This window comes from Mucilaginibacter sp. P5_A6, from assembly GCF_056400585.1.
The window spans coordinates 21,453-47,945 of record NZ_JBFUKZ010000020.1 but is presented as its reverse complement, the minus strand read 5'-3'; the positions used below and the strand labels follow the sequence as shown (position 1 = coordinate 47,945).

Here is a 26,493-nt window from a genome sequence, read left to right as displayed (position 1 = left end):
ATCGGTACCCCACATGCAAAGTTTCCCACAAGAGCAGCTTGCTGCTACTTGCTATCTATCCATTTTATCGCCGGTTCCACATTGTTAAAAAAACGGAAAACGATTTTGCCAACCAGGGTATCCACGCTTTTCCGGGCAGATAGCTGGCTGAAAACACTTGGCGAATTAATCCAGGCGAAGTACCTTAATCCCGCTTTTTCCATAGCCGGGAACCATTCGTTATTGCTCCAGTCTGCCGCTTCAGACCAATTACCAAGTACATGGATGTTGTTATTGAGTACGCTATGAACTTTGTTTTTTTTAAGCATATCCAGCATGCGAAGGCATCCCTTTTGTATCGATTCCAGGTTTTGAAACCCGGTCCAGTCGGCATCTATGCGGTTACGCGCCTGGTTATAAGTAAGGGTGATTGTGCTGTCCTGGTAGTACCGGTCGCCGTCTATTACGGGTTCAGTTTTTTTGGCGGGGTCAAGCATCAGTCTGAAAAAGAAGGTTGAGCCTTCACCGGGTACGCTTTCTATCCAGAAACTGCCATGGTGTCTTTTCAGGATTTCGGCGGATATAAAAAGGCCCAGACCCAAACCCTCAAAACGCATGGCGGTATTATCAACCCGGTAATAACGGTCAAACAGGCGCATCAGGTTTTTTTCCTCAATGCCGATACCAAAATCCTGAACAGATACAATGAGGCTGTTATCGGTATGCAGGGTACAATTTACAATCACCCTGTCGGCCTCGGGCGAATATTTGATGGCGTTGCTAAGAAAATTATTGACTACCTGTTCCAGCCGGAAACGATCGCCGGTGTAGGTTACATCATCGGCTTTTTCCAGAATGATCTGATGCGATGTTGTTGCCTGCTGAGCGCTTTCTATACTATCTTTAAGCATCTCCAGGAAACTGAAGGGTTCCATATTATAGGCTATTTTACCGGCATTGATGCGGGTAACATCCAACAGGTTGTTAATCAGCTTTTCCAGCCGCAGTACATGTGCTGCCGATTTTTGGACAAAGCTGTTGAGCTTTTGCGCATCAGTTGTTCGCTGCATCAGCTGGTTAAATGCTTTAATGCTGGTAAGCGGTGTTTTTAACTCATGGCTGGCTATTGACAGAAACTCATCCTTCTTTTGTTCGTTATGCTTTTGTATCTCGATATTGGTGTTGGTACCCAGCCATAGCCTTACCTGCCCATTTTCTACCAGGGGCACAGCCCTCACCAAATGCCAAATATATTGCCCGTTATAAAATTTAAGGCGAAACTCAACCATAAATTCATCGGCGTTTTGCAAAGCTGCCTTCCATTTTTGCGAACTGATAAGCCTGTCATCGGGATGGATAAATTCCTGTAAACTGCGGCCAAGTATTTCTTCCATGCTTTGGCCAAAATCGTCGCATACAACTTCGTTCACATAATCAAGATAACCATCGGGGCGGGCTGTCCATACCTGTTGTGGCATTGCATTCAGTAAAAAGTGGAAACGCTGTTCGTTCTCCTTTTCTTTTTGCCGGGTAAGTATGGTCTCGGTCATCTCAAAAGCAAAGCCCAAAATTCCATCAACAGTGCCATCAGCATCGTATCTTGCCTGGTAAATAAACGTAAAGTAGCGGTCTTCAAGCGGGCCGTTAACAGTTCGTGCCAGCGGTACTAATAGCTCTTTACCTTCAAATGTATTGCCGGTATAGTAAACATTTTTTAAAATATCTATAATAGGGGTGCCTGCCAGTTCGGGCAAAGCTTCTATAATAGGTTTGGCAAACAGATCCCGGCCCGGGAAAAGCTGCTGGTATGCCGGGTTTACCAGTTCAAATACCATTTCGGGGCCGTCGAGTACGCAAATGCCGGTAGGTACCTGCATAAAAAATCTTTTCAGCCTGTCGCGCTGACTGGCCGCTGCGGCTTGGGCATTAAAAAGTTCAATATTGCGTAATTCCACCCGTTCCTCCAACTCATCATTTAGCTTAAGCACATCTTGCTGCGACTGGAACAGCTCTTCGTTGGCGGCGCTTAGTTCCTCATTTGCTGATCTTATCTCCTCATTGGTTGCCTGTATCTCTTCGTTGGCATTTGCCAGGTCCAAATTTGCGGTCAATAAGTCCCGCTTGTTTTGTTCCTGGCGGTTTTTTGCCAAAACAAGGTCGGTTATTTCGTATTTAAAACTTAAGACAGATACTATTTTGCCACTCTCATCTCTAAGGGCCTGGTAAAACACGTTGAAATAATGGTCTTGTATTGGTCCGCCCGGTTCCTTGGCCAGCGGGATACAAATCTCGTTGCCTGTAAAGGTTTCGCCGGTTTTGTAAACATGCTGCAGGGCATCAAAAATGGGCTGCCCGCCTACTTCGGGCAAAACGTCTAACAAGGGCTTACCTAATACCTCGCGGTTTGGAAAAAGCTCATTTTTATACCGCGGGTTTATGAAATCATAAACCAGGTTGGGGCCGGTAACTATGGCTATCTGCGCGGGGATCTCCTCCAAAAGCTTTTCCATTTGCCTGCTCAAATTTGGGGCTTTTGCGGCGGCAGTTATTTCTTTTTCCAGGCTTTGCTTTAAATTTCGCTCGGTAATTACCTGTTGGGTAACATCCTCGGTATAATGAATGATGTAGCTCATATCGCCTTCGGCATCAAACACCGGGGTATGTGCGGTATTCCAGTAACGTTCATCCATTTGCGAAGGGTTGGCTGCGTTGGGTATATCAAACCGCATTACCGGCAACTGATGCGGCTGCCCGGTTTCTAATACTTTATTAAGCGAAAAGCAAATGCCTCCATCTTCAGATGACCAGTCGGGAATTTTAGGAAAAACATCAAAAAGGTATTGTTCTGCCAGCGCCAGTCTTGTTTTGTCTGTTAGCTTTAAATAGGCGTTGCTGGCTGTGAGAATAAATAGTTCTGGCGAAAGAATGAGGTAGGGTTGAGGTAACGTCTCAAAAACCCTTAACATTTCCGGAGGTAAAGCAGAACTATGTTTTAAAGCCATTTAAGCTGTAGAAAGATGGATACAACAATACTAAACGGATAATGTTATTATAGAGGAAAATGTTTTAAAAAAAATTAATTACTGGGTACGGTTTGAGTAATTTAACTAATTGCCTCATCTTTACCCAGGTTTTTATATAATGACATGGCAGGCACCGCATCAATCCCAAGGGTATATTTATACAGGCGTATTGTACATGCCAAATTGTTTATTGATGATTACTACCACCAGCCGATTAATCTTGATGATATTGCTGATGAAGCCTTTTTCTCAAAATTCCATTTCATTCGCCTGTTTAAATCAACTTATGGCAAAACGCCGCACCAGTACCTGATATCGGTAAGGATTGAAAAAGCCCGCTTGCTGTTACAGGAAGGCACCCCGGTAACACAGGCCTGTTATGCTGTAGGGTTTGACAGCGCCAGTTCGTTTTCGGCTTTGTTTAAAAAAATTGTTCATCTGTCGCCATACGCTTACCAGCAACAGGCACTTAAAAGATTGGCTGATATGTTGCAATCGCCATTAAAATTTATTCCCAATTGTTTTGCGCAGGAAAATGGTTGGATGAAAAACAGCAATTTTCAATAAGTAAGCGCCTGGTTTATTGTTCATCTTTGGTTTAAACAAATTATTCCACATGATCACAAAAATGAACCACGTTAGCATATTTGTTCTTGACCAGGACAGTGCTTTTGAGTTTTACGTTAATAAGCTTGGTTTTAAAGTGCACACCGATGCGTCAATGGGCCCCGGAATGCGCTGGCTCACCGTATGCCCGCCCGAACAACCCGAACTGGAAATATCGCTTATGGCCATTGCCGAAGGCATGATGTTTAAAGGGGAAGCTGCACGGCAAATGCGTACGCTGGTAAGCCAGGGTACCTTTGGTTTTGGCGTATTTGAATGTAACGATCTGATGGCAACCTACGAAGAGCTGAAAGCCAAAGGCGTTGAATTTAAAAAAGAACCAACAAAAGAGTTTTATGGTTTTGAAGCCTTGTTTAAAGATGACTCGGGCAACTGGTTCTCCTTAGGCGAAAAACAAAAATAACAAAGCCGGGTCATAAAACCAGATTTTGTTATTTTATTAAAATCGTAATAAACGAAATTATTTTACAGGCGAGCTCTCTTCTTTGGCAACAACCGGTTTGGCGGCAACTTTTTTGACGCTGGTTTTTGCAACGGGTTTTTTAACTTCTGCTGGTTTAGCAATGGGCGCAACCGGGGCTTTAACTTCGGCTGAAACCACTTTAGGTTTTTTGTCGGCTTTTGCAGGAGCTTCTTTTTTGTCGCTTATTTTGGCAGCAAGTTTTTTTGCTAAGTTACTGGCAGTCTTTTCAATAGCCTTTGTTGCTTTTTTAAGATTGGGTTCAACTTCGCTTACGATAGCTTTTAGCTGAGCGGTAAACTTATCGGCTAACTGATTTTTTAGTGCTTTGCGGGCTTCTTTTTCAGGGGATTTTGCTTTTTTATTTTTCATAGAGAACGTTTGAGAAAATTCAGGTTGAGTTTGAACTTATTTTCGGCACAAAGGTAAGTTAATGTAAAGCTATTTTAATATTATGTTTATGTTAACAAAGCGACTATATGTTAAGTGATTGTTAAATAAATAATATAACCCAATTTTTATCAATCTGTTTTAAATTGTGTTTTTTTGAAAGCGTTGTGGTTATTCATAACTTAGCAGCCTTAGATATTTCCTGATAACCATGATCAAAGATTTAAACTCATTAAACCAGGTTGCCGAATTTCACAGCACTTTTAAACATCCTATTATAGCAGCACCGCAAATCCCGTCAAAGGAGCGCTGCCAGTTGCGGATAGAACTTTTGGCCGAAGAGTTGAAAGAATTGCAACAAGCCGTGAATGACAATAACCTGGTTGAAATAGCCGATGCATTGTGCGATTTGCAATACGTATTATCAGGCGCTGTACTGGAATTTGGTCTCGGACAAAAGTTTAAGGAATTGTTTGACGAGGTTCACCGGTCAAACATGAGCAAGGCTTGTAAAACCATAGAGGAAGCCAACCAGACTATTGAACATTACCGCAATACGGCGGATACTGAGTCGCACTATAAGGAAATTGATGGCTTGTTCCTGGTATACCGTACTGCAGATAACAAAACCCTTAAATCAATCAATTACTCGCCCGCCAATTTGGGCAGTATTGTAATAGCTTAAAGCTGAAGGCCGAAAGCTTAAAGCTAAATAGTAAACTGCCATTTTTAAATTTATAAATTAAAGTACAATAACTTGCCCGAATCAGCACCAAACCAACCCGAAGTTAAAGAATTTATGCACCCGCGAAACCGCCACCGCGAGGGGTATGATTTTAAGGCGCTGATGAAGGCTACGCCCAAATTGAGGCCCTTTGTAACCGTAAATAAATACGATAGCCAAACCATTAACTTTGCCAATCCCGAGGCGGTTAAATTGCTGAACAAAGCTTTGTTAAAGCATCATTATGGGATTAGCTTTTGGGATATCCCCGAAAGTTATTTATGCCCTCCTATTCCCGGCCGCGCCGATTACATCCACTATGTGGCCGATCTTTTGGCTGCAGCTAATGATGGTGTTATCCGTAAAGGCAAAAAGGTTAGGGTATTGGACATAGGGGTAGGAGCCAATTGTGTTTATCCCATTATCGGTCACCAGGAATATGGCTGGAGTTTTGTTGGGGTTGATATAGATGAACAGGCTTTGCAATCGGCACAGGAGATCATCAGTAAAAATGATGAGCTGAAAAATGCCATCGAGCTTCGCCTGCAAAAACATAAGGCCGATATTTTTACTTTTGCCATAAAACCTGGCGAATTGTTTGATCTTACGGTATGCAACCCGCCTTTCCACGCGTCTGTTAAAGAAGCTGCCGAAGGCTCAAAACGTAAATGGAACAACCTTGGCCTTAAAGTTGGCCGGGAAGAACCCTTGCTCAATTTTGGCGGCCAAAATACCGAACTTTGGTATCCTGGCGGCGAGGCAGCATTTTTAAAGCAAATGGCCACTCAAAGTACCCGGTTTGCCAAGCAATGCTTATGGTTTACTACCCTGGTATCAAAAAAAGAAAATCTGCGCATTTTGTATAATGCTTTGCAAAAGGCTGGTGCAATTGAAGTGCAAACCATTAACATGTCGCAGGGGCAAAAAGCAAGCAGGATAATGGCCTGGACTTTTCAATCGCCCGAAGACCGGCAACAATGGGCAAAAAAGCAGTAATTAAGCTGGTAGCTTTTAAGTATCAGGCAGGATGAACAGGATTTCTGAACCGGAATTCATCGAATTAACGAATTTACAGAATTTTAGAATTCTAATAATTCAACTAATTCGATGAATTCCGGTTCAGACAAAATAATCGGCATTCAAAAAATCCTGTCTAATCCTGCCAAATCCATAAATCGTGTATTAAACGCGTAAAAATGTCTTCTTCTGGTACAAATAATACAAAAACAGCCATTTCACCATTACAAAGGTAATAGCCATAGCAACGGCATTAAAGGGATCGCCAATGAGCTTACCTATCCAGCCAAAAAAACCATTGTTGGTATAGCTCCATTTAATAAAGTGACCGGATACGTAGATCAGTATGGAGTTCATGCCGATCACCCTGAAATAAAACGACCACTTTTTGTAGCCCAGCACATCTATGATATAATAAAAAAATGCCATCAACAGCAGGCTTAAACCCCCTACCTGCATTACAAACGAGCTGGTCCACAGGTTTTTGTTGATAGGGAAATCAAGGTTCCATATTTGGGCTATCACCAGGAATATTATACCGGTAATAGATAGTATAGCCACTTTTTTCATTTGCGCTAAACCGGTCTTTTTTAATATGGTACCGGTAATTATACCTAATAATCCGGTACTGATGGCCGGTATGGTAGAAAATAAACCTTCGGGATCATGAATGCCTAAATACAACTTGCCCGGCAGAATGATCCTATCCATATACGATGCAAAATTGCCCTGCATGGTTAAATCGCCATGCGGGAAGCCTGGTGCTGAAGTAAATTTAAGCAGCAGCCAGTAACCTATAATGAATACCCAGAACCATACCATTTGCATGCGCTCGCTGCTGTACAGGTAAATAATGTTGGCAAACATATAAGCGATCCCGATACGGCCCAGCACACTGGCAAAACGGATCTCGGATATTGGCATAATGTTTAATCCGTTATTGACCACCAAACCCAGCAATACCAATATTAATGCTCTTTTTATAACCCTAACAACCAACTGTTTTTTGCTTTTGCCTTTCTCTAATTCCCGGCCAACCGAAAACGGAGTAGATACACCGGCCATGAACAGGAATAGTGGAAAGATAAGGTCGTACAGGTGAAAACCATTCCAGTCGGGGTGTGTAAACTGGTTTGCAATGGCCTCCCAAAATGGCGATTTGGTGGCTTTGGCCATGGTATGAAAGATCTCTTCGCCACCCATAATCCAAAACATATCAAACCCGCGAAGGGCATCCAATGAAAATAAACGTGTAGGAGCGGCATTAATATCATCAGGCGCGGAATCGCTTGATTTTGTTTTGGTTGTAGTGGTCATTGTTTATAAGATTTTGTTTGAACTAAAGATATAAAAAGACCCACTAATTAAAATATTTTTTTTAGCTGCATTACTTTTTAAATTAATTGAATATGGATATGAGATATGAGATGAAATTTTCAGGAGGCTGGTTAAAAATAGATCGTCACAGCAATGACGTTCTTTTATTTATTTTTAAACAATTTCCGGGTCTCAAATCTCATATCTCACATCTCAAATCTATTCTCGTACCTTCGCGGTTTGTAATCGCACTGAATGTTAGAGATCTTATATCGCGACGAATATCTTATAGCCATCAATAAACCACATGGTTTGCTGGTGCATCGTTCTTCTATTGCTGCAGATGCATCGGAGTTTGCCCTGCAAATGCTGCGCGACCAGATTGGCCGGAAAGTTAACCCGGTACATCGTATTGATAGGAAGACAGGAGGTATATTACTCTTCGCGCTGGATAAACAGGTAGAAATTGCCATGCAACAGCAATTTATGGAAAACCAGGTGCAAAAAAAATACCTGGCCATAGTGCGTGGTCACACTGCCGATACAGAGGATATTGATTATCCCCTGCGGAAGGAAAACGGTACGCTTCAGGATGCGTTTACAACCTATACCACCCTTAAACGGGCCGAACTGGATATTCCCTTTGGCGCTCACCAAACAGTCCGGTATTCGTTGGTTGAGGCAGTCCCAACTACAGGGCGAATGCACCAGTTGCGTAAACATTTTAGCCATATTTCCCATCCCATCATTGGCGATCGTACCCATGGCTGCAATAAACAGAACAAATTTTTTAAAGATACCTGGGATATGACCACCATGCTGCTGCATGCTTCGTACCTAAGCTTTAACCACCCTATAACCGGCGAAAGTATTACTATACGCGCAGATTTACAGCCCGAGTTTAAAAGAGTTATGCAGCTAATGAAATGGCAGCTTCATAATTAAAGCTATAATGAAACAAAACCCGCCTAACTTTGTAAGTTAACCAAATACTTTAAACATGATAAAGCCGGCGAATTATAATCTCTATACAAATAATGGAGATCGCCTGATCATTATTAAACCAGTAACTCAAATTATGCCAGGCGGTGACATATATTCTACCGGGGTATTTGGCTTGAGCGAAGGCAGCATTGATTTGGGCGACATCGTTTTTGACGATAAAATGAACGAATGGGAATACAGCGGCATGGGTGACCTAACCCACAAGCAAGCCGAAGAAATTGCAAGGTTTATTAAGAATTACCACGAGCCCGATCCTGAAGACAGGATGATGGATGAGGGTAGGATTGTGTGATATTACAACAATAAAATCCGGGGACTCTAAAAGGGGGAATGACGTTTTTGCATTGCTGCGAGTCGACTCACCCCGACGAGGCTACGCCCGTCTGCCCCTCTCTCCGACTGCGTCACATAGAGGGGCAATAAAACAAAAAATGAGCTTCACCCTCTTTGCGGCGTAAGCCGGAGAGAGGGTCGACCGGCGGAGCCTGGTCGGGGTGAGTCGATGCCAGCGTTCAAAGCCGATGGTTATCTAAAACGGAATTCGCTATGCTGGGCTTTGTCAAAGCATAGAGGCAAAGGCCTCTCCGCGCGAGTCTTCGACAGGCTCAGCCTGACAGCCCTTTACACCTTGAAAATAGAATACGCCATTGGTAGGCACGAAGTAACGACGATTGAAAGATAATCTTCCCTACTATATTTACCTTATCTTTGCGCCTACAATGATAAAGCAAGCGCTCGAAAACCTCAAAATTAACGCTCTGAATGAAATGCAGCAGGCTGCCATTAGTGCGGCAAAAAAAAGCGATGTAATACTGCTGTCGCCAACCGGTTCGGGTAAAACACTTGGGTTTTTATTGCCATTGCTGAGTTTATTAGATCCGAACATTCCAACTGTTCAGGCCCTTATTATGGTTCCGTCGCGCGAGTTGGCTTTGCAGATAGAACAGGTTTTCAGGACCATTGGCAGCGGTTTTAAGGTGAATTGCTGTTATGGCGGCCACCCGGTAAAAATTGAACGGAATAATTTATCTCAGCCGCCTGCTTTGTTAATAGGTACTCCGGGGCGTATTGCCCATCACCTGCGCCGCCATAGTTTTAGTACGGATACTATTCACACCCTGATATTGGATGAGTTTGATAAAGCTTTGGAATTTGGTTTTCAGGAGGATATGGCTTTCATTATCAAGCAAATGCCCAATATCAAAAAGCGGATGCTAACCTCGGCCACCAAAATGCAGGAGATTCCTGACTTTACCGGCATGGTAAGGCCTGTTGAACTGGATTACCTCACCAATGCCGCTAATACCCCCGATATTAAACAAAAAGCTGTTATAGCCGAAGCCGCCGATAAGCTGGATGCGCTGTTTGCCCTGATCTGTAAAATTGGCGATAAAGCAACCCTTGTTTTCTGTAACCACCGCGAAGCGGTAGAACGTATCAGCGATCTTTTATATGACAGGGGGTTACCGCATGATATTTTCCATGGCGGTATGGAGCAGGATGACAGGGAGCGCGCCTTACTTAAATTCAGGAATGGCAGCCACCGTTTACTCATCACTACCGACCTGGCATCCCGCGGACTGGATATACCCGAGATTGAGCACGTGGTACATTACCAGTTACCGCATAACGAGGAAGCTTACCTGCATCGTAACGGCCGTACCGCCCGCATGCATGCCAAAGGAACATCGTACCTGATACTGGCGCCCGATGAAAAGCCATCTTATTTAAAACAGATGCCCGAAGTGGAAGAACTGCCCGAAGATCCGATAGTACCGAAACCGTCGCCATGGGCTACATTGTATATTGCTGCCGGTAAAAAGGATAAGGTAAATAAGATTGATATTGTAGGCCTGCTGCTTAAAAAGGGCGGCCTGGATAAGGAGGACGTTGGCTTGATTGAGGTGCTTGATTATACATCTTACGCCGCTGTAAAACGCAACCGTATTGAGAAGGCCGTACAGCAGATAAAGGGCGAAAAGATCAAGAACAAAAAAGTTAAAATAGATATTTCCATATAATTAAATACCAATAGCATGAGCAATAATGATATCATGAAAAAGCTGAGGGTAGCCATGAAGTTTACCGATGATGATATTATAAAAGTATTGGAGCTGGCCAACTTCCGCATCACCAAAACCGAACTGGGCGCTATTTTTCGTAATGATGATCACCCCAACTTTAAACCCTGCGGCGACCAGATCCTACGCAATTTTTTAAACGGCCTCATCATTTACAAGCGTGGTCCGATGCCTGATAAGAGGGTTCCGAAGACTGACGTGAAGTAGAAGGAACGGTCTTAAGTCATGCCGGGCATCTAAACTGACAAGTGGGCTACATATATGGTGTTCACCTCATATGTGGGATACTGAAACAATTTCGACACAACCGGGCTCACTAAATTAACAATGCACATCAATATTTTTGGAGCTTCGGGCTCAGGTGTAACTACGTTAGGCATGGCTTTAGCCGAAAAGCTTAATTACCAATACTTTGATGGCGACCAATATTTCTGGATGCCTTCCCATACTCCTTTTACCATCAGGCGTCCTCCCGAAGAACGAAATGCGCTGATAAACCACGATACATCACAATATAAAAATTGGGTATTAGGCGGTTCGGTAATCAACTGGAACAATAACTGGAATTTCGACCTGTCGGTATTTTTATACCTGCCAAATGAGGTAAGAATAAACAGGCTTAAAAAACGGGAATATGAAAAGTACGGCGATATCATTTATACTGATAAAGAGCGCAATAAGCAATACAAGGACTTTATTGAATGGGCATCGGGCTACGATGAAAATTTAAACAGCGGACGCACCTTACGGGTCCATCAAAACTGGATGCAAAGCCTTCATCATCCGGTACTGGTTATTGATGGAGGTACTTCGGTTGAGGAAAGGCTGGAGGCTATGTTATTAAAGATTACTGAGTTGAGCGGTAAGATATAGCCCCAATGGTCTATGGTTCTGCAGTAACGCGTGGGGACGTAACAAAAAAGGGCAATAAGTTTCAAAACCCATCGCCCTTTTTAAAATCGTCAAACTTTAACAGCTTACCTCAAATCCACTACCTCAACGCCGGGGTGAGCTTTGGCATCCCATGCAAACATGCTATCGGCAATGGGTGCATTAGGTGTAAAGTTTTTTACAACGTAGTTGTATTTATTGCCGTTCTTGTCGAACAAAAGGGCGCTATAGATCTGTTTTTTTGCTTTATCAATCAACAGGCGAACCTTAAATATGGCTTGCTTTTCATTTTCGGGCGTAAGATCAATAACCTGGTAAGCTTTGCCGGCAATTTTTTGCTCGCCGGTGTACAGGTATTTATAACCACGCTCATAAATAGTAAAAATTTGCGATGGGTTACTAAGGCCTTCGCCGCCTTTGGCTGCATCGCTCACCTGTACCTCTTTATCTTTTTTCAGATAGGTCCACTGGCTTTTTCCATCGCTGATGATCTCTTTATCCACATCCTTTGCCGATGCTGAACTGTAAAGGGTAACCTTGTATTTACCTGCTTTGGCTTTTGAAATCAGCGTACCGGTTTGGGTTTCTTTAACACCAGCCTGCTGGTTATCAAGCGTAAGAGAAAAATCGGTTTTAATCACATCATACGATTTATATTTCTGGCTCACCTGGGCTAAAATAGCCTTGGCTTGTGTATCTTTTTGGGCAAATGCGGCAGTATAGGAACTTAATGCTATTAGGGTATATAAAATTGTTTTTTTCATGAGTTATTTATCTTCAGTAACTATTAATGCTAATAGTTACTGTTTTAGAGCATATAAATTGTAATTGGTTTAATCACGTGGTTTTTGAAGCGTTTCCAGGTACCTTTCCAGGCTGTATTCATCAGGGTATAAAACATCGCGGGCCTTACTGCCTTCAAATGCGCCAACTATACCCGCAGCTTCCAGCTGATCAATAATGCGGCCGGCACGGTTATAGCCCAACTTCATTTTACGCTGAATTAGCGATGTTGAACCCTGCTGGTGCAATACTATTAAACGGGCAGCTTCCTCAAACATCGGGTCGCGGTCATCCGGGTCATATTCTTTGGCACTGCTTGCTTCGCCTTCACCAACGTATTCAGGTAGCAGCAGGGCTGTAGGATAGCCGCGTTGCTCGCCGATGAAGTTTGATATCGCCTCCACCTCCGGCGTATCCACAAAGGCGCATTGCAGGCGTATGAGGTCGCTGCCGGTAGAGAACAACATATCTCCACGACCAATAAGCTGATCGGCGCCGCCGGCATCTAAAATGGTGCGCGAGTCTATCTTTGATAATACCCTGAACGCCAATCGTGACGGGAAGTTGGCCTTAATGGTACCGGTAATGATATTTACCGATGGCCTTTGTGTAGCAATCACCAGGTGAATCCCCACCGCGCGGGCCAGCTGCGCAATACGTGCTATGGGCACCTCAACCTCTTTGCCGGCAGTCATCATTAAATCGGCAAACTCGTCAATCACCAATACAATAAACGGCAGGTAGCGATGTTTTTCGGGGTCGCTTATTTTGCGGTTAACATACTTGGCATTGTATTCTTTAAGGTTACGCACCTGTGCATCCTTCAACAGGTCATACCGCTGGTCCATCTCGATACACAGCGAGTTAAGCGTGTTTACAACCTTTTTGGTATCTGTTATGATAGCATCGGCTTCATCGGGCAATTTGGCCAAAAAGTGCCGTTCTATCTTGCGGAAAAGCGTAAGCTCCACCTTTTTAGGGTCTACCAATACAAACTTAAGTTCGGACGGGTGCTTTTTAAACAGCAGCGAAACCAATATGGCATTAATACCAACCGATTTACCCTGTCCGGTAGCACCTGCAACCAAAAGGTGGGGCATTTTAGCAAGGTCGGCAATAAACACCTCGTTGGATATGGTTTTGCCCAAAGCAATGGGCAGGTCCATAGTGGTGTTCTGGAATTTTTCTGTGGACAGGATAGACCGCATCGAAACCATTTCGGGGTTTTGATTTGGTACCTCGATACCAATGGTCCCCTTACCCGGCATAGGCGCAATGATACGGATACCTAAAGCAGCCAGGCTCAGCGCAATATCATCTTCCAGGTTTTTGATCTTGGAGATGCGCACACCTGGTGCAGGGATGATTTCATATAGTGTAACCGTTGGCCCGATGGTAGCCTTTATCTTATCTATCTCGATGTTATAATGGTTAAGCGTTTCAACAATCTTGTTCTTGTTGGCTTCCAGTTCCTCGGCGTTTACCGAGATCTTGTTTGATCCGTGGTTCTCCAACAGGTCGAGATGTGGAAATTTATAGGATGCGAGGTCGAGCCTGTGGTCATAAATTCCAAATTGGTTCACCAGTTCCTGTGCTTTAACATCATCAGCCTTTTCAACATTTAGTTCGGGCAGCGGGCGGTTTACATCAATAGTAAGGGGGATTTCTGTTTCTTCTTCCGGTTCGGCACGGGCGGTGTTCGTGGGCATTAAAACAACAGGCTCATGATATACCTGAGTTTGTGTTAATGGCGGTTGATTTACAGGTTCGGGCTTTATAGCGTTAACCTGGGTAGCTAAAGTGTCATTTACCCGGTTACCGCGTGGCCATTCAACGGGTAGGGATATTTCTTCATCAGCCAGGTCAACAGGCTCTGGAACTATTTCGTCTATTTCCATTGCGTTAACCCTTTCCTTTTTGGAGGGTAGTTTAAAATCGATATTATAGGCAATCACCAATACGGCAAGCGCCAAAAATACAAGTAAACCAGCCGTACCTGCCGGACCGATCTGCGCATCGAGCAAACGGTTGCTCCAGTAACCAAAGCCCCCTTCCAAAAAATGCGGGTAATCAATAATAAAGGCGTGAAAATAGCCTATAGCTGTAGATATAAATACAATGCCGAAAATGGAGTAGGCCAGTGTTTTGGCTAATGAAAACAGCCTTACTTTAAACAGCAGGCGGTATCCCAATACAAAAAATATAAAAATAAAGATGAATGAAGCCACTCCAAACCATTCATAAATAAACTGGTTGCTTAACAGCGCGCCAAATTTACCAAGCCAGTTTTGTGCAACCTGCGGGGAGCCGGCATCGGCTATTTCCTGTACAGTTTTGCCCGTGGCCAGGTTATGCCAGCCACCATTGGTTGTTGAAATATAACTCTGGTCTTCCTGCCAGGTAAACAGGTAGGAAGTGAAGGCGATAAGGAAGTAAACAGACAGCAAAAGCGAAAACAATCCCGCAATTTTTACTGTACGCCCATTCTCCATATCAAAGCGGGGCATTTTAGGGAGTCCCCTTTTTGATACCCGTTCCTTTTCGGCCTTGCCATTGGTTTGGCGGGGCTGATTATCGTCCTTAAAACTATTTGATTTAAACTGATTTCCTTTTACCGGCATCCTGATTGTAACATCCTTTAACTGCAAACTTACATAAAATTTCACCTATGTAAACTTTACAAAAACAACATAAAAATTTTACCCACCCTCGCCACTCATCAAAAAAGCTGCAAACTGTTGAAATATAAAGTTAGCAGATTATGCAAATAGTTAGGCGTATTTTTATTTTTTTAGTATAATTGAATAACAGGGCACGCTCAGGCTATGAATTTTTTTGCGAGACCCTTATTTAACTTAAAATAATGAGTATAGAAAACCTGGAGGAATATATTAACGCTGCCAATTTGCAGCAGTTAGATGCCCTGCTTACACAAAACCCAAAGCTGGCAACAACCCTTACCAGTCACCAGGTTTCGCCGCTTATGCTGTCATGCTATTACAAAAAGCCCGACGTTACCGAACTGCTGCTGAGGTACGTTGGCGAGATTAACTTGTTTGAGGCAGCTGCTGCCGGTAAGCTTGATGCAGTAGCTAACCTTGTTTACGCCAGTCCCAACTCGCTTAATGATTATGCTCCTGATGGCTTTACAGCCCTGGGCCTGGCCTGTTATTTTGGACATTATGATGTTGCCCGTTACCTGGTGTCAAAAGGGGCCGATGTAAACCTGCCATCAAACAACGGATTTCATGTTTACCCGCTGCATTCGGCATGTGCCGGCAATTATACCCGTACCGCAGCTATGCTTATCGAGAACGGATCGTTTATCAACATAAAACAACAAGCAGGTGCAACCCCGCTGCATGCTGCCGCGCAAAATGGAAATTTAGAATTGCTGATACTATTATTAGAAAACGGAGCCGAAATTAATACCCGCATGGAAGGAGGCAAACTCCCCGCCGATTTGGCAAGGGAGAAAGGTTTTGATGAGATCGCGGCGATTTTGGAGTAGAGGGTAGAATTTAAGTCAACGCCGTTTCCCCGTCCTGTTTCGCTCCAACCTTTTGTTTATCCAGTTCTTCAAAATACTTTTTCTTTACTACGGTAGTCATTTTATGATCGCCGGTGTGGCTCCAACCGGGAGGCATAATAATGTACAGGAACTTGTTTTTTAAGCCAGGCGCTTTGTATACATCTTTGGCTAAAAATACGATCTCACCAAAGTAGGCATCCAGGAAACTGTTTTTAATCAGCGGGCGACTGATGCCATACTCAATAGGAATTTCCGTGTCTTCATTTTGATAAGTGCCAAATACTTTATCCCAAATGGGCAGCAGGTTACAGAAATTGGTATCCATATACTTTACATTACGGGCATGGTGTACCCGGTGATGCGATGGCGTAAGTACAATATTGTTCAAAAAGCCTAATCTGCCATCCTTAATTACGTTTTCGCCAATGTGGATAAAGGTTCCCCAAAATCCATCAATAAACATGATAACAAACAGCATAGTCGGGTTAACCCCTAATAAAATACAAACCGTTGTGCGGATAAAATCGGCATAAGGGGCTTCTAAAAAGAAATGCGCGTTGCTGATGGCCAGGTTCATGCTTTCGGGCGCGTGGTGGGTTGAGTGCAGGCACCAGAACAGCCTTACTTTGTGACCAAAATAATGGTAAATAAAATGGCCAAATTCCCAAACTATATAGCCATAAATAAACCAGTACCAGGTAAATGTGGTCTTAAAAATGGCGTGGTTTTCAAACAGTTTTATACATATTAAAACCATGCCTATGGATATATACCTCCCGATAACAGAATTTAACACAAATGAAAAAAACGGTAATTTATAATGAATAACCTTAAAACGTTTATAAAAAGCAGCACGGATAATTTCGAGCAGCAACAGGAAAGGCAAAATAGGGAACAGCATGGCCTGGAAACCTGCATAAGTAAACAGCTTGCTATAATCGCCCGATTTAATGATCTCCATCAAACTGCCCCAGCTGCCCCAGCCAAAAAAACCTTTGAAAAAATCAAGTATAGTATTCAAAAAATCCATTGCACAAAAAATTATAATTGGTATGTGTTAATAACGTATAATGTTTTAATGTATGTACATTATTGAAATGCTAAAATTAGAAAATTATGATTAATAAACAATAGGTCGATAGAAGTTGCGCATGTAACAATGTTACCGACTTTGTGATACCCTAAGCTTCGGTACATAAAAAGTTTCCCGGTGTTTAATATGCACTTCAAAATTCGTGTTTATCACCGGGAATTGCTTAACGACGTCAAAAAAATCCTTGATATATTGACATGGAATTGAAACGTTGGGTCTCAAATAATTAAAACCAATCTCCCTTTCAATCCTTATTAATATATTAACTAAAGCAAGATTATGAACGCCTATCAACAGAAATGGCTGGATGTATTACACAATACCAGCCTGACGGAATGGCAAATTGACGCACTGGGTGAAGATATTTTTATTGAAATGCCTCATGTAACCGATTTGAAACTGATTCGTGACAATTTGCCCGAAACATTGGCTTTAATGTCGTTGGATATTGATGTACCAAAGGAACGGTTGAAATTTATTATACACAACGGGTATGAGCAATTTGATTACCTACTAAATCCCGGGGAGGTTGACCTTAATAAAGCTTAGGATTAGATTTTAGCCTTGGTGGATACGATAACAACCGATAAGCCCATCAGCGCTATCAACACAAATGACGCCCTTAAGGTTGCAATACCTGCTATAAAACCAATAATCGGCGGACCAATTAAAAAGCCCAGGAAACCAATGGTTGAAACGGCTGCCAACGCTACACCCGGCAGCATGGTTTTTGATTTGCCCGCTGCGCTGTAAACCATAGGCACCACCGATGATACACCGGCACCTACCAGCAGGAAACCTGCTATGGCCGTGTACACGTATGGAAAAATTACGGCTATTATTAAACCGGTGGCGGTTAATGAACCACTTATCTGCAGGGTACGTTTTAAACCAAACCTGTGCGCAAACCAATCGGCAATAAAACGGCCGCTTGCCATAGTTGCCATAAATGCTGTAAAGCCAATACCAACCAGGGCTGATGGGGCAAGCACTACTTTTTTGAAGTAGATAACGCTCCAGTCAAACATGGCTCCCTCGCAGATCATCGAACAAAAGGCGATAATCCCCAATTTAATCAGCGATTTATCGGGCATCACAAATGCTGGTCCGGCGCTTGCTACCTTATCATCCTTTAAATAACGGGCGGCAATGGCTACACCTGCAGCAATCACAATCAGCATCAGTAAAAAATGATATACAGGGGCAATGTTATTGGCTATCATAAAGGTACCAATGCCTGCGCCTGTAAACCCGGCTAAACTCCACAAACCGTGAAATGATGCCAGTATGGGGCGTTTATAAAGTTCTTCGGCAGCTACGGCCTGGGTATTAACGGCTATGTTAACCGCGTTACTGCTAAAGCCGAAACAAACCAGGCAAATGATAAGCTGAAAGGTATTTTGTGCCAAACCTAAAGTTACCAACGCGGTTGCATATACCAGCAATGCACCAATAAGTAACCTGCGGCTGCCGATTTTAGTGATGATCCATCCCGAAAATGGGAGGGAGCACATTAAACCAACTGGTAATGAAAACAGTACGGCACCCAAAGCGGCATCAGAGAGGCCCATACTTTGCTGTACTGTAGCAATGCGCGATGCCCAGCTTGAAAAGCTTAAACCGGCCATAAAAAACATAGCACCCACAGCTATGCGGAGTGTTCTTTTGGTATTTAAAACCGGGACGGAAAGCGTATCTATCATCAATGTTGTTATTATACTAAGTGTAAAAAGTACACTTAGTCGTTCTAATGCAAATATAGTGCTTTAATTGATACGTTTTATAAGCTAAATCGTTTTTTACTTTGGGATGGATTTTGAAATAAATTTAGTAAAGCATTGTAGATCAATAACATTAATTGCAATCTCCATCCGGTGAACATGACTCGCCTTCAATAATGGTTAAAGCGGGTTTGCTGTTTTCCTGCTGCCATTCGGCAAACGATTTTTCTATCGTTTCCTGGAAAACCGGTACAGCCTGCGCGCCAGATACCCCATATTTGTTATTCATTACAAAAAAAGGAACGCCTCTTATGCCTAATTGTTGCGCTTCGGCAATGTCATGTTTTACCTCATCAGCGTAGGTGTCACTTTCAAGCACTTGTTTTACTTCTTCAGCATCAAGGCCAATATTAGTTCCCAATCGTATAAGGGTAGCATTATCATCCATATTTAAGCCTTCGGTAAAGTAAGCTTTAAACAAGGCTTCTTCGGCATTATCACCCAGGTTGTATTTTTTGGCAAGGTGAGTAAAACGGTGAGCCTTAAAACTGTTGGCAACAATAGCCTTGTCAAAATCATAGGTAAGGCCAACCTGGGCAGCCATTTGGGTAACATGATTGTTCATTTGTTGGGCGTATTCCAGCGTCCAGCCTTTGGCATCGGCCAGGTATTGACTAATGTTGATGTTGGGGTCGGTTTTCATATCCGGGTTAAGCTGAAAGCTTTTCCATTCAATTTCAACCTGATCTTTATGATCAAATTGCTCCAAAGCCTCCTCAAACCTGCGCTTGCCTATGTAACAAAAGGGGCACATTACATCACTCCATATTTCTACTTTCATCATTTTCTGTTTAATAGATTTTCAAATTTAGTATAAGCAATATTTATCCCCGTAAGGGTAAAGTAAAATTAATCCTGGCAGGAGGGTTTAGGAAGTTAAGAAGGGTGGATAAAATTAATCTCACGCAAAGACGCCAAGACGGCAAAAAAAACATGCAGATTACTTTGCGTCTCCGAGTCTTTGCCTGAAAATTTTCTGATTGACTAAGCATTTTTAATTATCAATAAACATTTGGATAAATTGTTGTAAAACAATTGCTTTGTAAGCCTCAAACGCAATTTCTTTATTATGCAAAAAAAATACCTCTTAATGTTACTGGCCTTTATTTGTTTCCATAGTAAATCCAGCGCGCAGCAAAAAATCAAAGCCGTAGAAGCTGATAATAATTTATTCAGCGCCGGTTTTGCTTCCGGATTTATAGGTGGCTTGTACGATAACTGGTATACATATAAAGAACTGGAAAAGCACGGTGATTTCGGTCTTGGCGCTCCCGGTCACCTGGATGGCGAACTGCTGATGCTTAACGGCAAGATTTACCAAACAAGGTCAACAGGGAAAACCACCCTGGTGTCAGATACAGGCAAATTGCCCTATGCCGTAGTGTGTTTTTTTAAGGCGAAAAAAGTTTGCAAATATGCAGGAGCTTTAAACAAAACATCGCTTTATAGTTACCTGGATAGTTTACTTACCAACCAGAACGGCATTTATGCCATACACATCAGTGGCAAATTTAAGTCGGTAAAAACCAGGGCTTTCCCACCGGTTGAAAAACCTTATCTGCCGCTTGCAGCCATGCTGAACAGGCAGCAATTTTTTGAACATAGCGAGGTACGGGGCGACCTGGTTGGTTTTCGCATTCCGGCTTTTATGGAGGGTGCGCACATCAGCGGTTACCATTTTCATTTTTTATCGATGGATAAAACTGCCGGCGGCCATCTCATCGATCTGAATACCGAAGACATTACCATTGAGGTAGATACCCTCACCAGCTACACCATGGATTTGCCGCAAACCACAGATTTTGACAACTTCGACTTTAAAAAGGACCGGAAAGAGGAGATAAAAAGTGTTGAAAACGGGAAAAAGCAGTAGTTTTTTTATAACTATACTTGTGTCCCTCCATTATATCCATTCCTGGTAATGAAAAAAAATATTTTCCTGTTTGCCTTATTTACTGTTGCCGCGACTTTTAGCCAGGGAAAGACCACAATAGCCCTGGCTGTAGATACAAACGTGCAGCATAAAGAGGCTGATAACAAAAAGGACTATAGATCTTTTGGCGGCTTAAAGTGGAAATTTGCTACAAAAGGTAAAATATTTTCATCGCCGGCTATTGCCAACGGTATTGCCTATATAGGTAGCGAAGACCATAACTTGTACGCTGTTGATGTAAAAACAGGAAATGAGCTTTGGGAATTTACTACCGGTGGTGCTGTAAGTTCATCAGCTGCAATTAATGGCGATAAGCTGTGTTTTGGTAGTTTTGATGGCTATTATTATACCTTAAATGCTAAAACCGGCAAACTTATCTGGAAGTTTAAAACCGGTGGGGAAAAGAAGGTTGGTGCAAAAGGGTTATGGACCATGAAACCGGTGAATGAGTATATGGATGATCAGTATGATTTCTTTCTGTCTTCGCCAATATTTAGCGGTGTAAAAAATAATCTTACTGTATATTTTGGCAGCAGCGATGGTAAGCTTTATGCTTTGGATGGCAATACGGGGAAGTTGAAATGGGCTTATCAAACAAAAGGGATTATTCATACCAGTCCGTGTTTATACAAGGGCAAAGTTTACTTTGGCAGTTGGGATACGTACCTATACGCATTGGACGCCGCAACCGGTAAACTTGCCTGGAAGTTTAAAACAGCCGATCAGCCGGTTTACCACTTGCTGGAGGGAATCCAGGCCTCGCCAATCGGCAGTAATGGTTTTGTTTATTTTGGCTGCCGTGATAGCTATTTTTATGCCCTTAATGCCAACACAGGCAAGCTGAACTGGAAATATAGTGCCAATGGCTCCTGGATACTTACAACTGCCGCTGTAAAAAATGGGAAGGTTTATTTTACCACATCAGATAGCTATATGTTTGTGGCTGTTGATGGTTTAACCGGCAAGCAGCAATTTAGCTATAAAGCAAATGGATATTTATACTCCTCCCCTGCATTATGGGCAAATACGGCGTTTTTTGGTGATTTTACCGGAAAGCTTTTGGCTGTAAATATTAAAACAGGCAAGCTATGTGGAGAGTTTAAAACTACAGGCCGCGATGCCAATGCCGCGAAAATATTGAAGCAGGATACGCTTAGTTTTGAATACGCGGCAAACGGGGGCGATAACTCGCTGTACAAAACATCGGTTGATGTAATGGATAAATTATATACGCTTGGCCCAATAGTTTCATCGCCGGTTATTCTTAATAGTGTAATTTATTTTGGCAGTGCCGATGGCTGCCTCTATGCGTTAAACTTAAAATAAATAAAGGGGAAGATCTGTTTTTTAAAATAATTATGCCCGAAGTTGTTGTTTAATTAAATTTTTAGATAAATTAGGGTCGATTATAAACCAGTTATCAACCTTTTGGACGGTTGCAAAACCGAAGAGTACAAATTTAAGGGTTATCTTGTTCGCCAACCGGGCGGGCATGTTGACTTTGAAGTATATTGATTAAATGAAGAAATATATACACAGGCCGGGAATATTTTGGATAGGAATAATTTTATTGATAGTACCGGGCCTGGTGCATGCTTACCTGTTGATGCCTTTTCCGGGCAGCCAGGATCTCAATGCCATTACCGTATGCTATTACCTTGAAAAAATTGTAAACCCACTGCGCTTCATCGGGGCTATTTTCATTGTATGGTACCTTTTTAAATTTTATTCAAAAAATACCAAAAGGGGTAAACTTGTTAAGGCCCTTGTACTGGTGCTTTGTTTAGGTAGTTTTTATATTACCGATTATATGTACAAGGCCGAAACCATGTTTAAAGAAACACAGGTAGCCAAATTTGCCAACGGGTTAACCAACAAGGTGCCGCTTAACTATTTGGTTGTAGGTGTGGTGAAAAATGGCGTGGCTAAAGCCTACCCGGTTATATATTTAGGCTATCATCATAAAGTGCAGGATAATGTTGGAGCCGAACCTGTTTTGGTAACTTACTGTACCATGTGCCGCACGGGCAGGGTTTACAGCCCGGTAATAAACGGCAAAAGGCAAAACTTCAGGTTGGTAGGAGCAAGGCATTATAACGCCATTATTGAGGACGAAAGCACCAAAACCTGGTGGTACCAGGCAACCGGGAACGCGGCTGTTGGTAAGCTTAAAGGACAGCACCTGCAGGAATTGCCCTATGAGCAGGTAACACTGGGTGCCTGGCTGCAAAAACACCCAACATCGCTTGTTATGCAGCCCGATAAATTATATGCCCCGGATTACGCCGACCTTAAAAATTACGACCGTTTACAGTATGTTGATAAGGACAGCACCTTAAAAAACAAAGATTCGCTGATCAGGAAAAGCTGGGTGGTAGGGGTGATTGTTAACGGACAGGCCAAAGCTTATGACTGGCGTCATTTATTTCATAAACGGATACTTAATGACGAGCTTAACAAAACCCCATTAGTTGTAAGCATAGAAAAAGATAGCCTGAGTTACCATGTTTGGAACGCTAATTTAAATGGTAAAACATTTCATTTTGATTTGAATAAAGACGGGCAGCTTACCGACAAAGAAACCGCTTCGGTTTGGGATTGGGATGGCTTATGTACAGCTGGTGTACAAAAGGGGCAAAAATTAAGCAAAGTACAAGCCTACCAGGAATACTGGCACTCATGGAAACATTTTCACCCGGCAACGGCATTTTGGAAAGAAGGTGAGGTTAAGGAAACTATTGCGGCTATTTATTGGGCTTTCCCTTAAATAACAGCCACAATTTTACCCACGTCGCTGTCGTTCAACAATTCGCTATTATCAATATTAGGATAGTATTTGTTGAGGATCTTTTGGATTAGCATGTAGCTTTCCATGGATTGGATTGGCGGATTGGCCAGCTCATTGATGATAGAGCCGATCATTTTTAGTTTTTTAGCTTCGTATTGATTCAGCACAAAATCGGAGGTCTTTTTTTTGCGGCTTTGCGTAATCAACTCGTGCAGTTTTTTAATCTCCTCGATCAGATCGATCAGCTTTAATACTTCCACTTTTTTCATCGGCCCAAAATTAAACAAATAAACGGATGTGCAGATGTGCAGCTATGTAAATTTCAGGTGTGCGGATGAAAATAAAATTTGAAGATTTGAGGATTTGAGAAATGGGAAGAAAAGCAAATTGCTAATTAAAAAGCTGTAACAATTCATCTCTCACTTCGTCTATAAGCAGTATGCTGCAGCTTCAAAAAGGTAAATACTTCGGGGTTCAAAACAAGGCTATCCAATTGGATAACCTCGTTATTACCGATACAGAATACACGCACGACCGGGTTGACTGGCACACACATCAAAATCCATACTTTACCTTCCTGCTTACGGGCAACATGCTGGAGACCAATAAAAAAGAGAGTTATGAATGCAGTGCCGGTACGTTGCTGTTTCATAACTGGCAGGATGCGCACTGTAACATTAAACACCCGGGCTATACCCGTGGTTTTCACATCGAACTGGAAAAGGATTTTTTTGATCGATACCAATTACCTTTAAACCGAATGGAGGGGAGCTTAAAATTGGATAACCCGGTTTTAAAATTGCTATTCCGCAGTATGTATATGGAAACGAGGCATACAGGAACGATAGAAATTTTGTCTATCCGGGAATCGCTTTTTAAAGTTTTTGGTCTACTCACTAATGTAAAGCAACAGGAAACGGCGAGGCAACCTGCATGGGTAAAAAAGATCAAAGAGGCCCTTAACGATGGGGACACTACCTCATTATCCTGGGATGCTTTGGCAGCCATTGCGCAGGTACACCCCGTACATTTGTCGCGCCAGTTTCCTAAATATTTCAACACAACGGTTGGTGATTACCTGAAAAAGTTAAGGATAGAGCAAGCCGCCGGATTGTTGGGCAAAATCGCTATGCCCCTAACACAAATCGGTTATGAATGTGGTTTTGCCGATCAGAGCCATTTTATCCGCAGCTTTAAACAGGCAGTTGGGGTAACACCATTGCAATACCGTAAAATAATTGCCGCACGTTAACAATGTACTATTTTGAAGGGTTTTAAGCACTTACTATTGTGCTATAAAATATATACCATGTTATTACTCCAGTATTTTAAAAACAGGTTGCCCGCAATAGTATTGATGCTGCTCATGAGCTGCAATTGTTTTGGCCAGATCGGCATGAAACCATATGAAGGGCATTGGGAAGGGTTATTAACTCAGCCCCGCAATTTCAGCATCAGCGTAGCGGTAAAAAAGCTTGGCCCCGGCAACTATATTTTACAGTTGTCATCTTCGGGGAAATCGATCCAAAGAAAATTCAAACTGTCGGCCAATAATAATTTCGAGGTTAAGGTTGATAGTAACCTGGCCATTAAAGGAGCAATAAAGGATAAGCAGGTGCGCCTGTTCATCCGCTCGGTGCAATGGAGTTACCATACAGTTTTAAAAGCACAGGCACTTAATAGCTATACCGGCCAGTGGAATATTTTGTTTGTTCCCGATCTTAAACCAGAGTTTTACATCGATGTAGAAAATACCGACTCGACCAAATATGAAGCCTATATTTTCCTGGGCGATACCCGTTTTTCGGGCTTTGCCAGCGGTGGCTTAACGCTTAATGCCGATAGCGTCCGGTTCAGGGATTTCCGCACCGGTTTAAAATTTAAAGGTAAGCTGTTTAAGGATGCTATTACCTTGCAAGCCGAAATAGCCGGTTTACCTGTTACCGGCGTTACCTTGCACCGGTCTGTTAAGGATTGGGATCTATCAGGCAAAGCTCCTAAACTGCCTTTTAACGGCAATGTGCCTGTTGATATGAAAGACGGCTTGCCGGTTAGCGGTTTGAAAACTGCCGGTTTTGATGAGGGCTATTTAAAATTGATGGTGGATAGCATCAACGCCAATAAGATCACCAATACGCATAGTGTGCTCATCAGCAGGAACGGAAAGCTTGTTTACGAGCAGTATTTTAATGGTTTTGATGAAAGCACGGTGCATGACCTGCGGTCGACATCAAAAAGTATTTCATCGGCTATGGTGGGGATAGCTATAGACAAAGGCTTGCTGAAGGATACCGCCCAAAAGCTGGTTCAGTTTTTACCCGTACAGTATAAACATGCAGCCGATAATGATAAACGGAAACAAGCCATCAGCATAGGTAGTTTGCTTACGATGAGTTCGGGGCTGGATGCCATTGATTTCGGGATCGACAGGAAGTCGGTGGCATCAGAAGATGAATATCAAAACTCTGCCGATTGGCTTAAAACAGTTGTTGAGGCGCCGATGATCAATTATCCCGGTACACATGCCAACTATAGTTCGGCCAATCCCTACCTGTTGGGGGTGATTATGGATACCGTGGTGAAACAACCGCTTGACCTGTTTATTGATCGTAATTTATTTGAGCCATTAGGTATAAATAACTATATCATTTTTGACGATCAGCTCAACAGACCATACTTCGGCGGCGGCATGCACCTGCGGCCCCGCGATATGTTAAAGTTTGGGTTGCTTTATGCCGATGGCGGCAAATGGAAAAACCGGCAGCTCATCAGCAAAAATTGGGTTGATGCATCCTTTAAAAAATACCTGATGCTTGAAAATCATAACGAGAAAAATGAATACGGCTTTTTGTGGTGGCATTACCACTATCTGGTAAATGGAAAAACCATCAATTCAATAGAAGCGCGTGGGGCAGGCGGGCAATACATTTTTATAGTTCCGGAATATCAGTTGGTGGTGGTTATTACATCGGCAAATTTTAGAAATCGGAGGGTTTGGCAGCCCGAGAAGATCATGGAAAATTATATATTGAAAGCCGTAATTGTTAAATAAGTTATTGTGTTGATAAT

At 42.6% G+C, this 26,493-nt stretch carries 25 protein-coding genes; 16 read left to right on the top strand and 9 right to left on the bottom strand.

Features of this window, described 5'->3' with window-relative positions; translation table 11 throughout:
• Positions 1-44: 44 nt before the first annotated feature.
• Positions 45-2,981, bottom strand: coding sequence for a PAS domain-containing protein (locus AC1DO4_RS19550; RefSeq protein ID WP_477418862.1), 2,937 nt, complete (start codon positions 2,979-2,981; stop codon positions 45-47).
• A 144-nt stretch (positions 2,982-3,125) separates the two neighbouring features.
• Between AC1DO4_RS19550 and AC1DO4_RS19545 the strand changes: the two genes are divergently transcribed.
• Positions 3,126-3,569, top strand: a complete 444-nt coding sequence (locus AC1DO4_RS19545; protein ID WP_477418860.1) for a helix-turn-helix domain-containing protein — start codon at positions 3,126-3,128, stop codon at positions 3,567-3,569.
• 49 nt (positions 3,570-3,618) lie between these two features.
• Positions 3,619-4,032, top strand: coding sequence for a VOC family protein (locus AC1DO4_RS19540; RefSeq protein ID WP_477418858.1), 414 nt, complete (start codon positions 3,619-3,621; stop codon positions 4,030-4,032).
• 57 nt (positions 4,033-4,089) lie between these two features.
• On the opposite strand, the gene AC1DO4_RS19535 is transcribed toward AC1DO4_RS19540, so the two are convergent.
• Positions 4,090-4,461, bottom strand: a complete 372-nt coding sequence (locus tag AC1DO4_RS19535) for a hypothetical protein (protein ID WP_477418856.1) — start codon at positions 4,459-4,461, stop codon at positions 4,090-4,092.
• Between the two features lie 229 nt (positions 4,462-4,690).
• Here AC1DO4_RS19535 and AC1DO4_RS19530 point away from each other — a divergent pair, with 229 nt between their 5' ends.
• Both AC1DO4_RS19530 and rlmF read left to right on the top strand, forming a co-directional pair.
• Positions 4,691-5,164 (top strand): pyrophosphohydrolase domain-containing protein, encoded by a 474-nt coding sequence (locus AC1DO4_RS19530; RefSeq protein WP_477418854.1) that lies wholly within the window; start codon positions 4,691-4,693, stop codon positions 5,162-5,164.
• A gap of 72 nt (positions 5,165-5,236) precedes the next feature.
• Positions 5,237-6,199, top strand: a complete 963-nt coding sequence (gene rlmF, locus AC1DO4_RS19525) for a 23S rRNA (adenine(1618)-N(6))-methyltransferase RlmF (RefSeq protein ID WP_477418852.1) — start codon at positions 5,237-5,239, stop codon at positions 6,197-6,199.
• A gap of 186 nt (positions 6,200-6,385) precedes the next feature.
• Here rlmF and AC1DO4_RS19520 read toward each other — a convergent pair whose 3' ends face one another.
• A complete protein-coding gene (locus AC1DO4_RS19520) occupies positions 6,386-7,537 on the bottom strand; it encodes an acyltransferase family protein (protein WP_477418850.1) in 1,152 nt (383 codons plus the stop codon).
• Between the two features lie 255 nt (positions 7,538-7,792).
• On the opposite strand from AC1DO4_RS19520, the gene AC1DO4_RS19515 reads away from it, so the two are divergent.
• The 5 genes from AC1DO4_RS19515 (at position 7,793) to AC1DO4_RS19495 (ending at position 11,496) form a co-directional block, all read left to right on the top strand.
• Entirely contained in the window at positions 7,793-8,482 is a 690-nt protein-coding gene (locus tag AC1DO4_RS19515) for a pseudouridine synthase (RefSeq protein WP_477418848.1), read from the top strand.
• A 55-nt stretch (positions 8,483-8,537) separates the two neighbouring features.
• Positions 8,538-8,834: a hypothetical protein gene (locus tag AC1DO4_RS19510; RefSeq protein WP_477402400.1), complete on the top strand. Its 297-nt coding sequence runs from the start codon at positions 8,538-8,540 to the stop codon at positions 8,832-8,834.
• A 427-nt stretch (positions 8,835-9,261) separates the two neighbouring features.
• Positions 9,262-10,563, top strand: coding sequence for a DEAD/DEAH box helicase (locus AC1DO4_RS19505; RefSeq protein WP_477418846.1), 1,302 nt, complete (start codon positions 9,262-9,264; stop codon positions 10,561-10,563).
• A 15-nt stretch (positions 10,564-10,578) separates the two neighbouring features.
• Positions 10,579-10,830, top strand: a complete 252-nt coding sequence (locus tag AC1DO4_RS19500; protein WP_477402404.1) for a DUF1456 family protein — start codon at positions 10,579-10,581, stop codon at positions 10,828-10,830.
• Positions 10,831-10,950: 120 nt separating this feature from the next.
• Positions 10,951-11,496, top strand: coding sequence for an AAA family ATPase (locus AC1DO4_RS19495; RefSeq protein ID WP_477418844.1), 546 nt, complete (start codon positions 10,951-10,953; stop codon positions 11,494-11,496).
• A gap of 104 nt (positions 11,497-11,600) precedes the next feature.
• On the opposite strand, the gene lolA1 is transcribed toward AC1DO4_RS19495, so the two are convergent.
• Positions 11,601-12,278, bottom strand: coding sequence for an outer membrane lipoprotein periplasmic chaperone LolA1 (gene lolA1, locus AC1DO4_RS19490; protein ID WP_477418842.1), 678 nt, complete (start codon positions 12,276-12,278; stop codon positions 11,601-11,603).
• A gap of 69 nt (positions 12,279-12,347) precedes the next feature.
• Positions 12,348-14,918, bottom strand: a complete 2,571-nt coding sequence (locus AC1DO4_RS19485; protein WP_477419025.1) for an FtsK/SpoIIIE family DNA translocase — start codon at positions 14,916-14,918, stop codon at positions 12,348-12,350.
• A 242-nt stretch (positions 14,919-15,160) separates the two neighbouring features.
• On the opposite strand from AC1DO4_RS19485, the gene AC1DO4_RS19480 reads away from it, so the two are divergent.
• Positions 15,161-15,808 carry an ankyrin repeat domain-containing protein gene (locus tag AC1DO4_RS19480; RefSeq protein WP_477418840.1) on the top strand — a complete coding sequence of 216 codons (648 nt, stop codon included), beginning with the start codon at positions 15,161-15,163 and terminating at the stop codon, positions 15,806-15,808.
• A gap of 10 nt (positions 15,809-15,818) precedes the next feature.
• Here the strand turns inward: AC1DO4_RS19480 and AC1DO4_RS19475 are convergent, their stop codons facing one another.
• Positions 15,819-16,859: a sterol desaturase family protein gene (locus AC1DO4_RS19475; RefSeq protein ID WP_477418838.1), complete on the bottom strand. Its 1,041-nt coding sequence runs from the start codon at positions 16,857-16,859 to the stop codon at positions 15,819-15,821.
• A gap of 342 nt (positions 16,860-17,201) precedes the next feature.
• On the opposite strand from AC1DO4_RS19475, the gene AC1DO4_RS19470 reads away from it, so the two are divergent.
• The gene (locus tag AC1DO4_RS19470; RefSeq protein ID WP_477418836.1) at positions 17,202-17,471 is read left to right on the top strand and encodes a hypothetical protein; all 270 of its coding nucleotides are present in this window, start codon (positions 17,202-17,204) and stop codon (positions 17,469-17,471) included.
• Between the two features lie 2 nt (positions 17,472-17,473).
• Here the strand turns inward: AC1DO4_RS19470 and AC1DO4_RS19465 are convergent, their stop codons facing one another.
• Entirely contained in the window at positions 17,474-18,625 is a 1,152-nt protein-coding gene (locus tag AC1DO4_RS19465; protein ID WP_477418834.1) for an MFS transporter, read from the bottom strand.
• Between the two features lie 151 nt (positions 18,626-18,776).
• Positions 18,777-19,487, bottom strand: a complete 711-nt coding sequence (locus AC1DO4_RS19460; protein WP_477418832.1) for a DsbA family oxidoreductase — start codon at positions 19,485-19,487, stop codon at positions 18,777-18,779.
• Between the two features lie 285 nt (positions 19,488-19,772).
• On the opposite strand from AC1DO4_RS19460, the gene budA reads away from it, so the two are divergent.
• The 3 genes from budA (at position 19,773) to AC1DO4_RS19445 (ending at position 23,403) form a co-directional block, all read left to right on the top strand.
• Positions 19,773-20,576 carry an acetolactate decarboxylase gene (gene budA / locus AC1DO4_RS19455; RefSeq protein ID WP_477418830.1) on the top strand — a complete coding sequence of 268 codons (804 nt, stop codon included), beginning with the start codon at positions 19,773-19,775 and terminating at the stop codon, positions 20,574-20,576.
• A gap of 48 nt (positions 20,577-20,624) precedes the next feature.
• A complete protein-coding gene (locus tag AC1DO4_RS19450) occupies positions 20,625-21,962 on the top strand; it encodes an outer membrane protein assembly factor BamB family protein (protein ID WP_477418828.1) in 1,338 nt (445 codons plus the stop codon).
• A gap of 193 nt (positions 21,963-22,155) precedes the next feature.
• Positions 22,156-23,403, top strand: coding sequence for a DUF3179 domain-containing (seleno)protein (locus AC1DO4_RS19445; protein ID WP_477418826.1), 1,248 nt, complete (start codon positions 22,156-22,158; stop codon positions 23,401-23,403).
• Here the strand turns inward: AC1DO4_RS19445 and AC1DO4_RS19440 are convergent.
• Positions 23,400-23,693 carry a hypothetical protein gene (locus tag AC1DO4_RS19440; RefSeq protein WP_477418824.1) on the bottom strand — a complete coding sequence of 98 codons (294 nt, stop codon included), beginning with the start codon at positions 23,691-23,693 and terminating at the stop codon, positions 23,400-23,402. The genes AC1DO4_RS19445 and AC1DO4_RS19440 overlap by 4 nt on opposite strands.
• A gap of 170 nt (positions 23,694-23,863) precedes the next feature.
• Between AC1DO4_RS19440 and AC1DO4_RS19435 the strand changes: the two genes are divergently transcribed.
• Positions 23,864-24,676 (top strand): helix-turn-helix transcriptional regulator, encoded by an 813-nt coding sequence (locus AC1DO4_RS19435; protein WP_477418822.1) that lies wholly within the window; start codon positions 23,864-23,866, stop codon positions 24,674-24,676.
• Between the two features lie 57 nt (positions 24,677-24,733).
• The gene (locus tag AC1DO4_RS19430) at positions 24,734-26,476 is read left to right on the top strand and encodes a serine hydrolase domain-containing protein (protein WP_477418820.1); all 1,743 of its coding nucleotides are present in this window, start codon (positions 24,734-24,736) and stop codon (positions 26,474-26,476) included.
• Positions 26,477-26,493 lie beyond the last annotated feature (17 nt).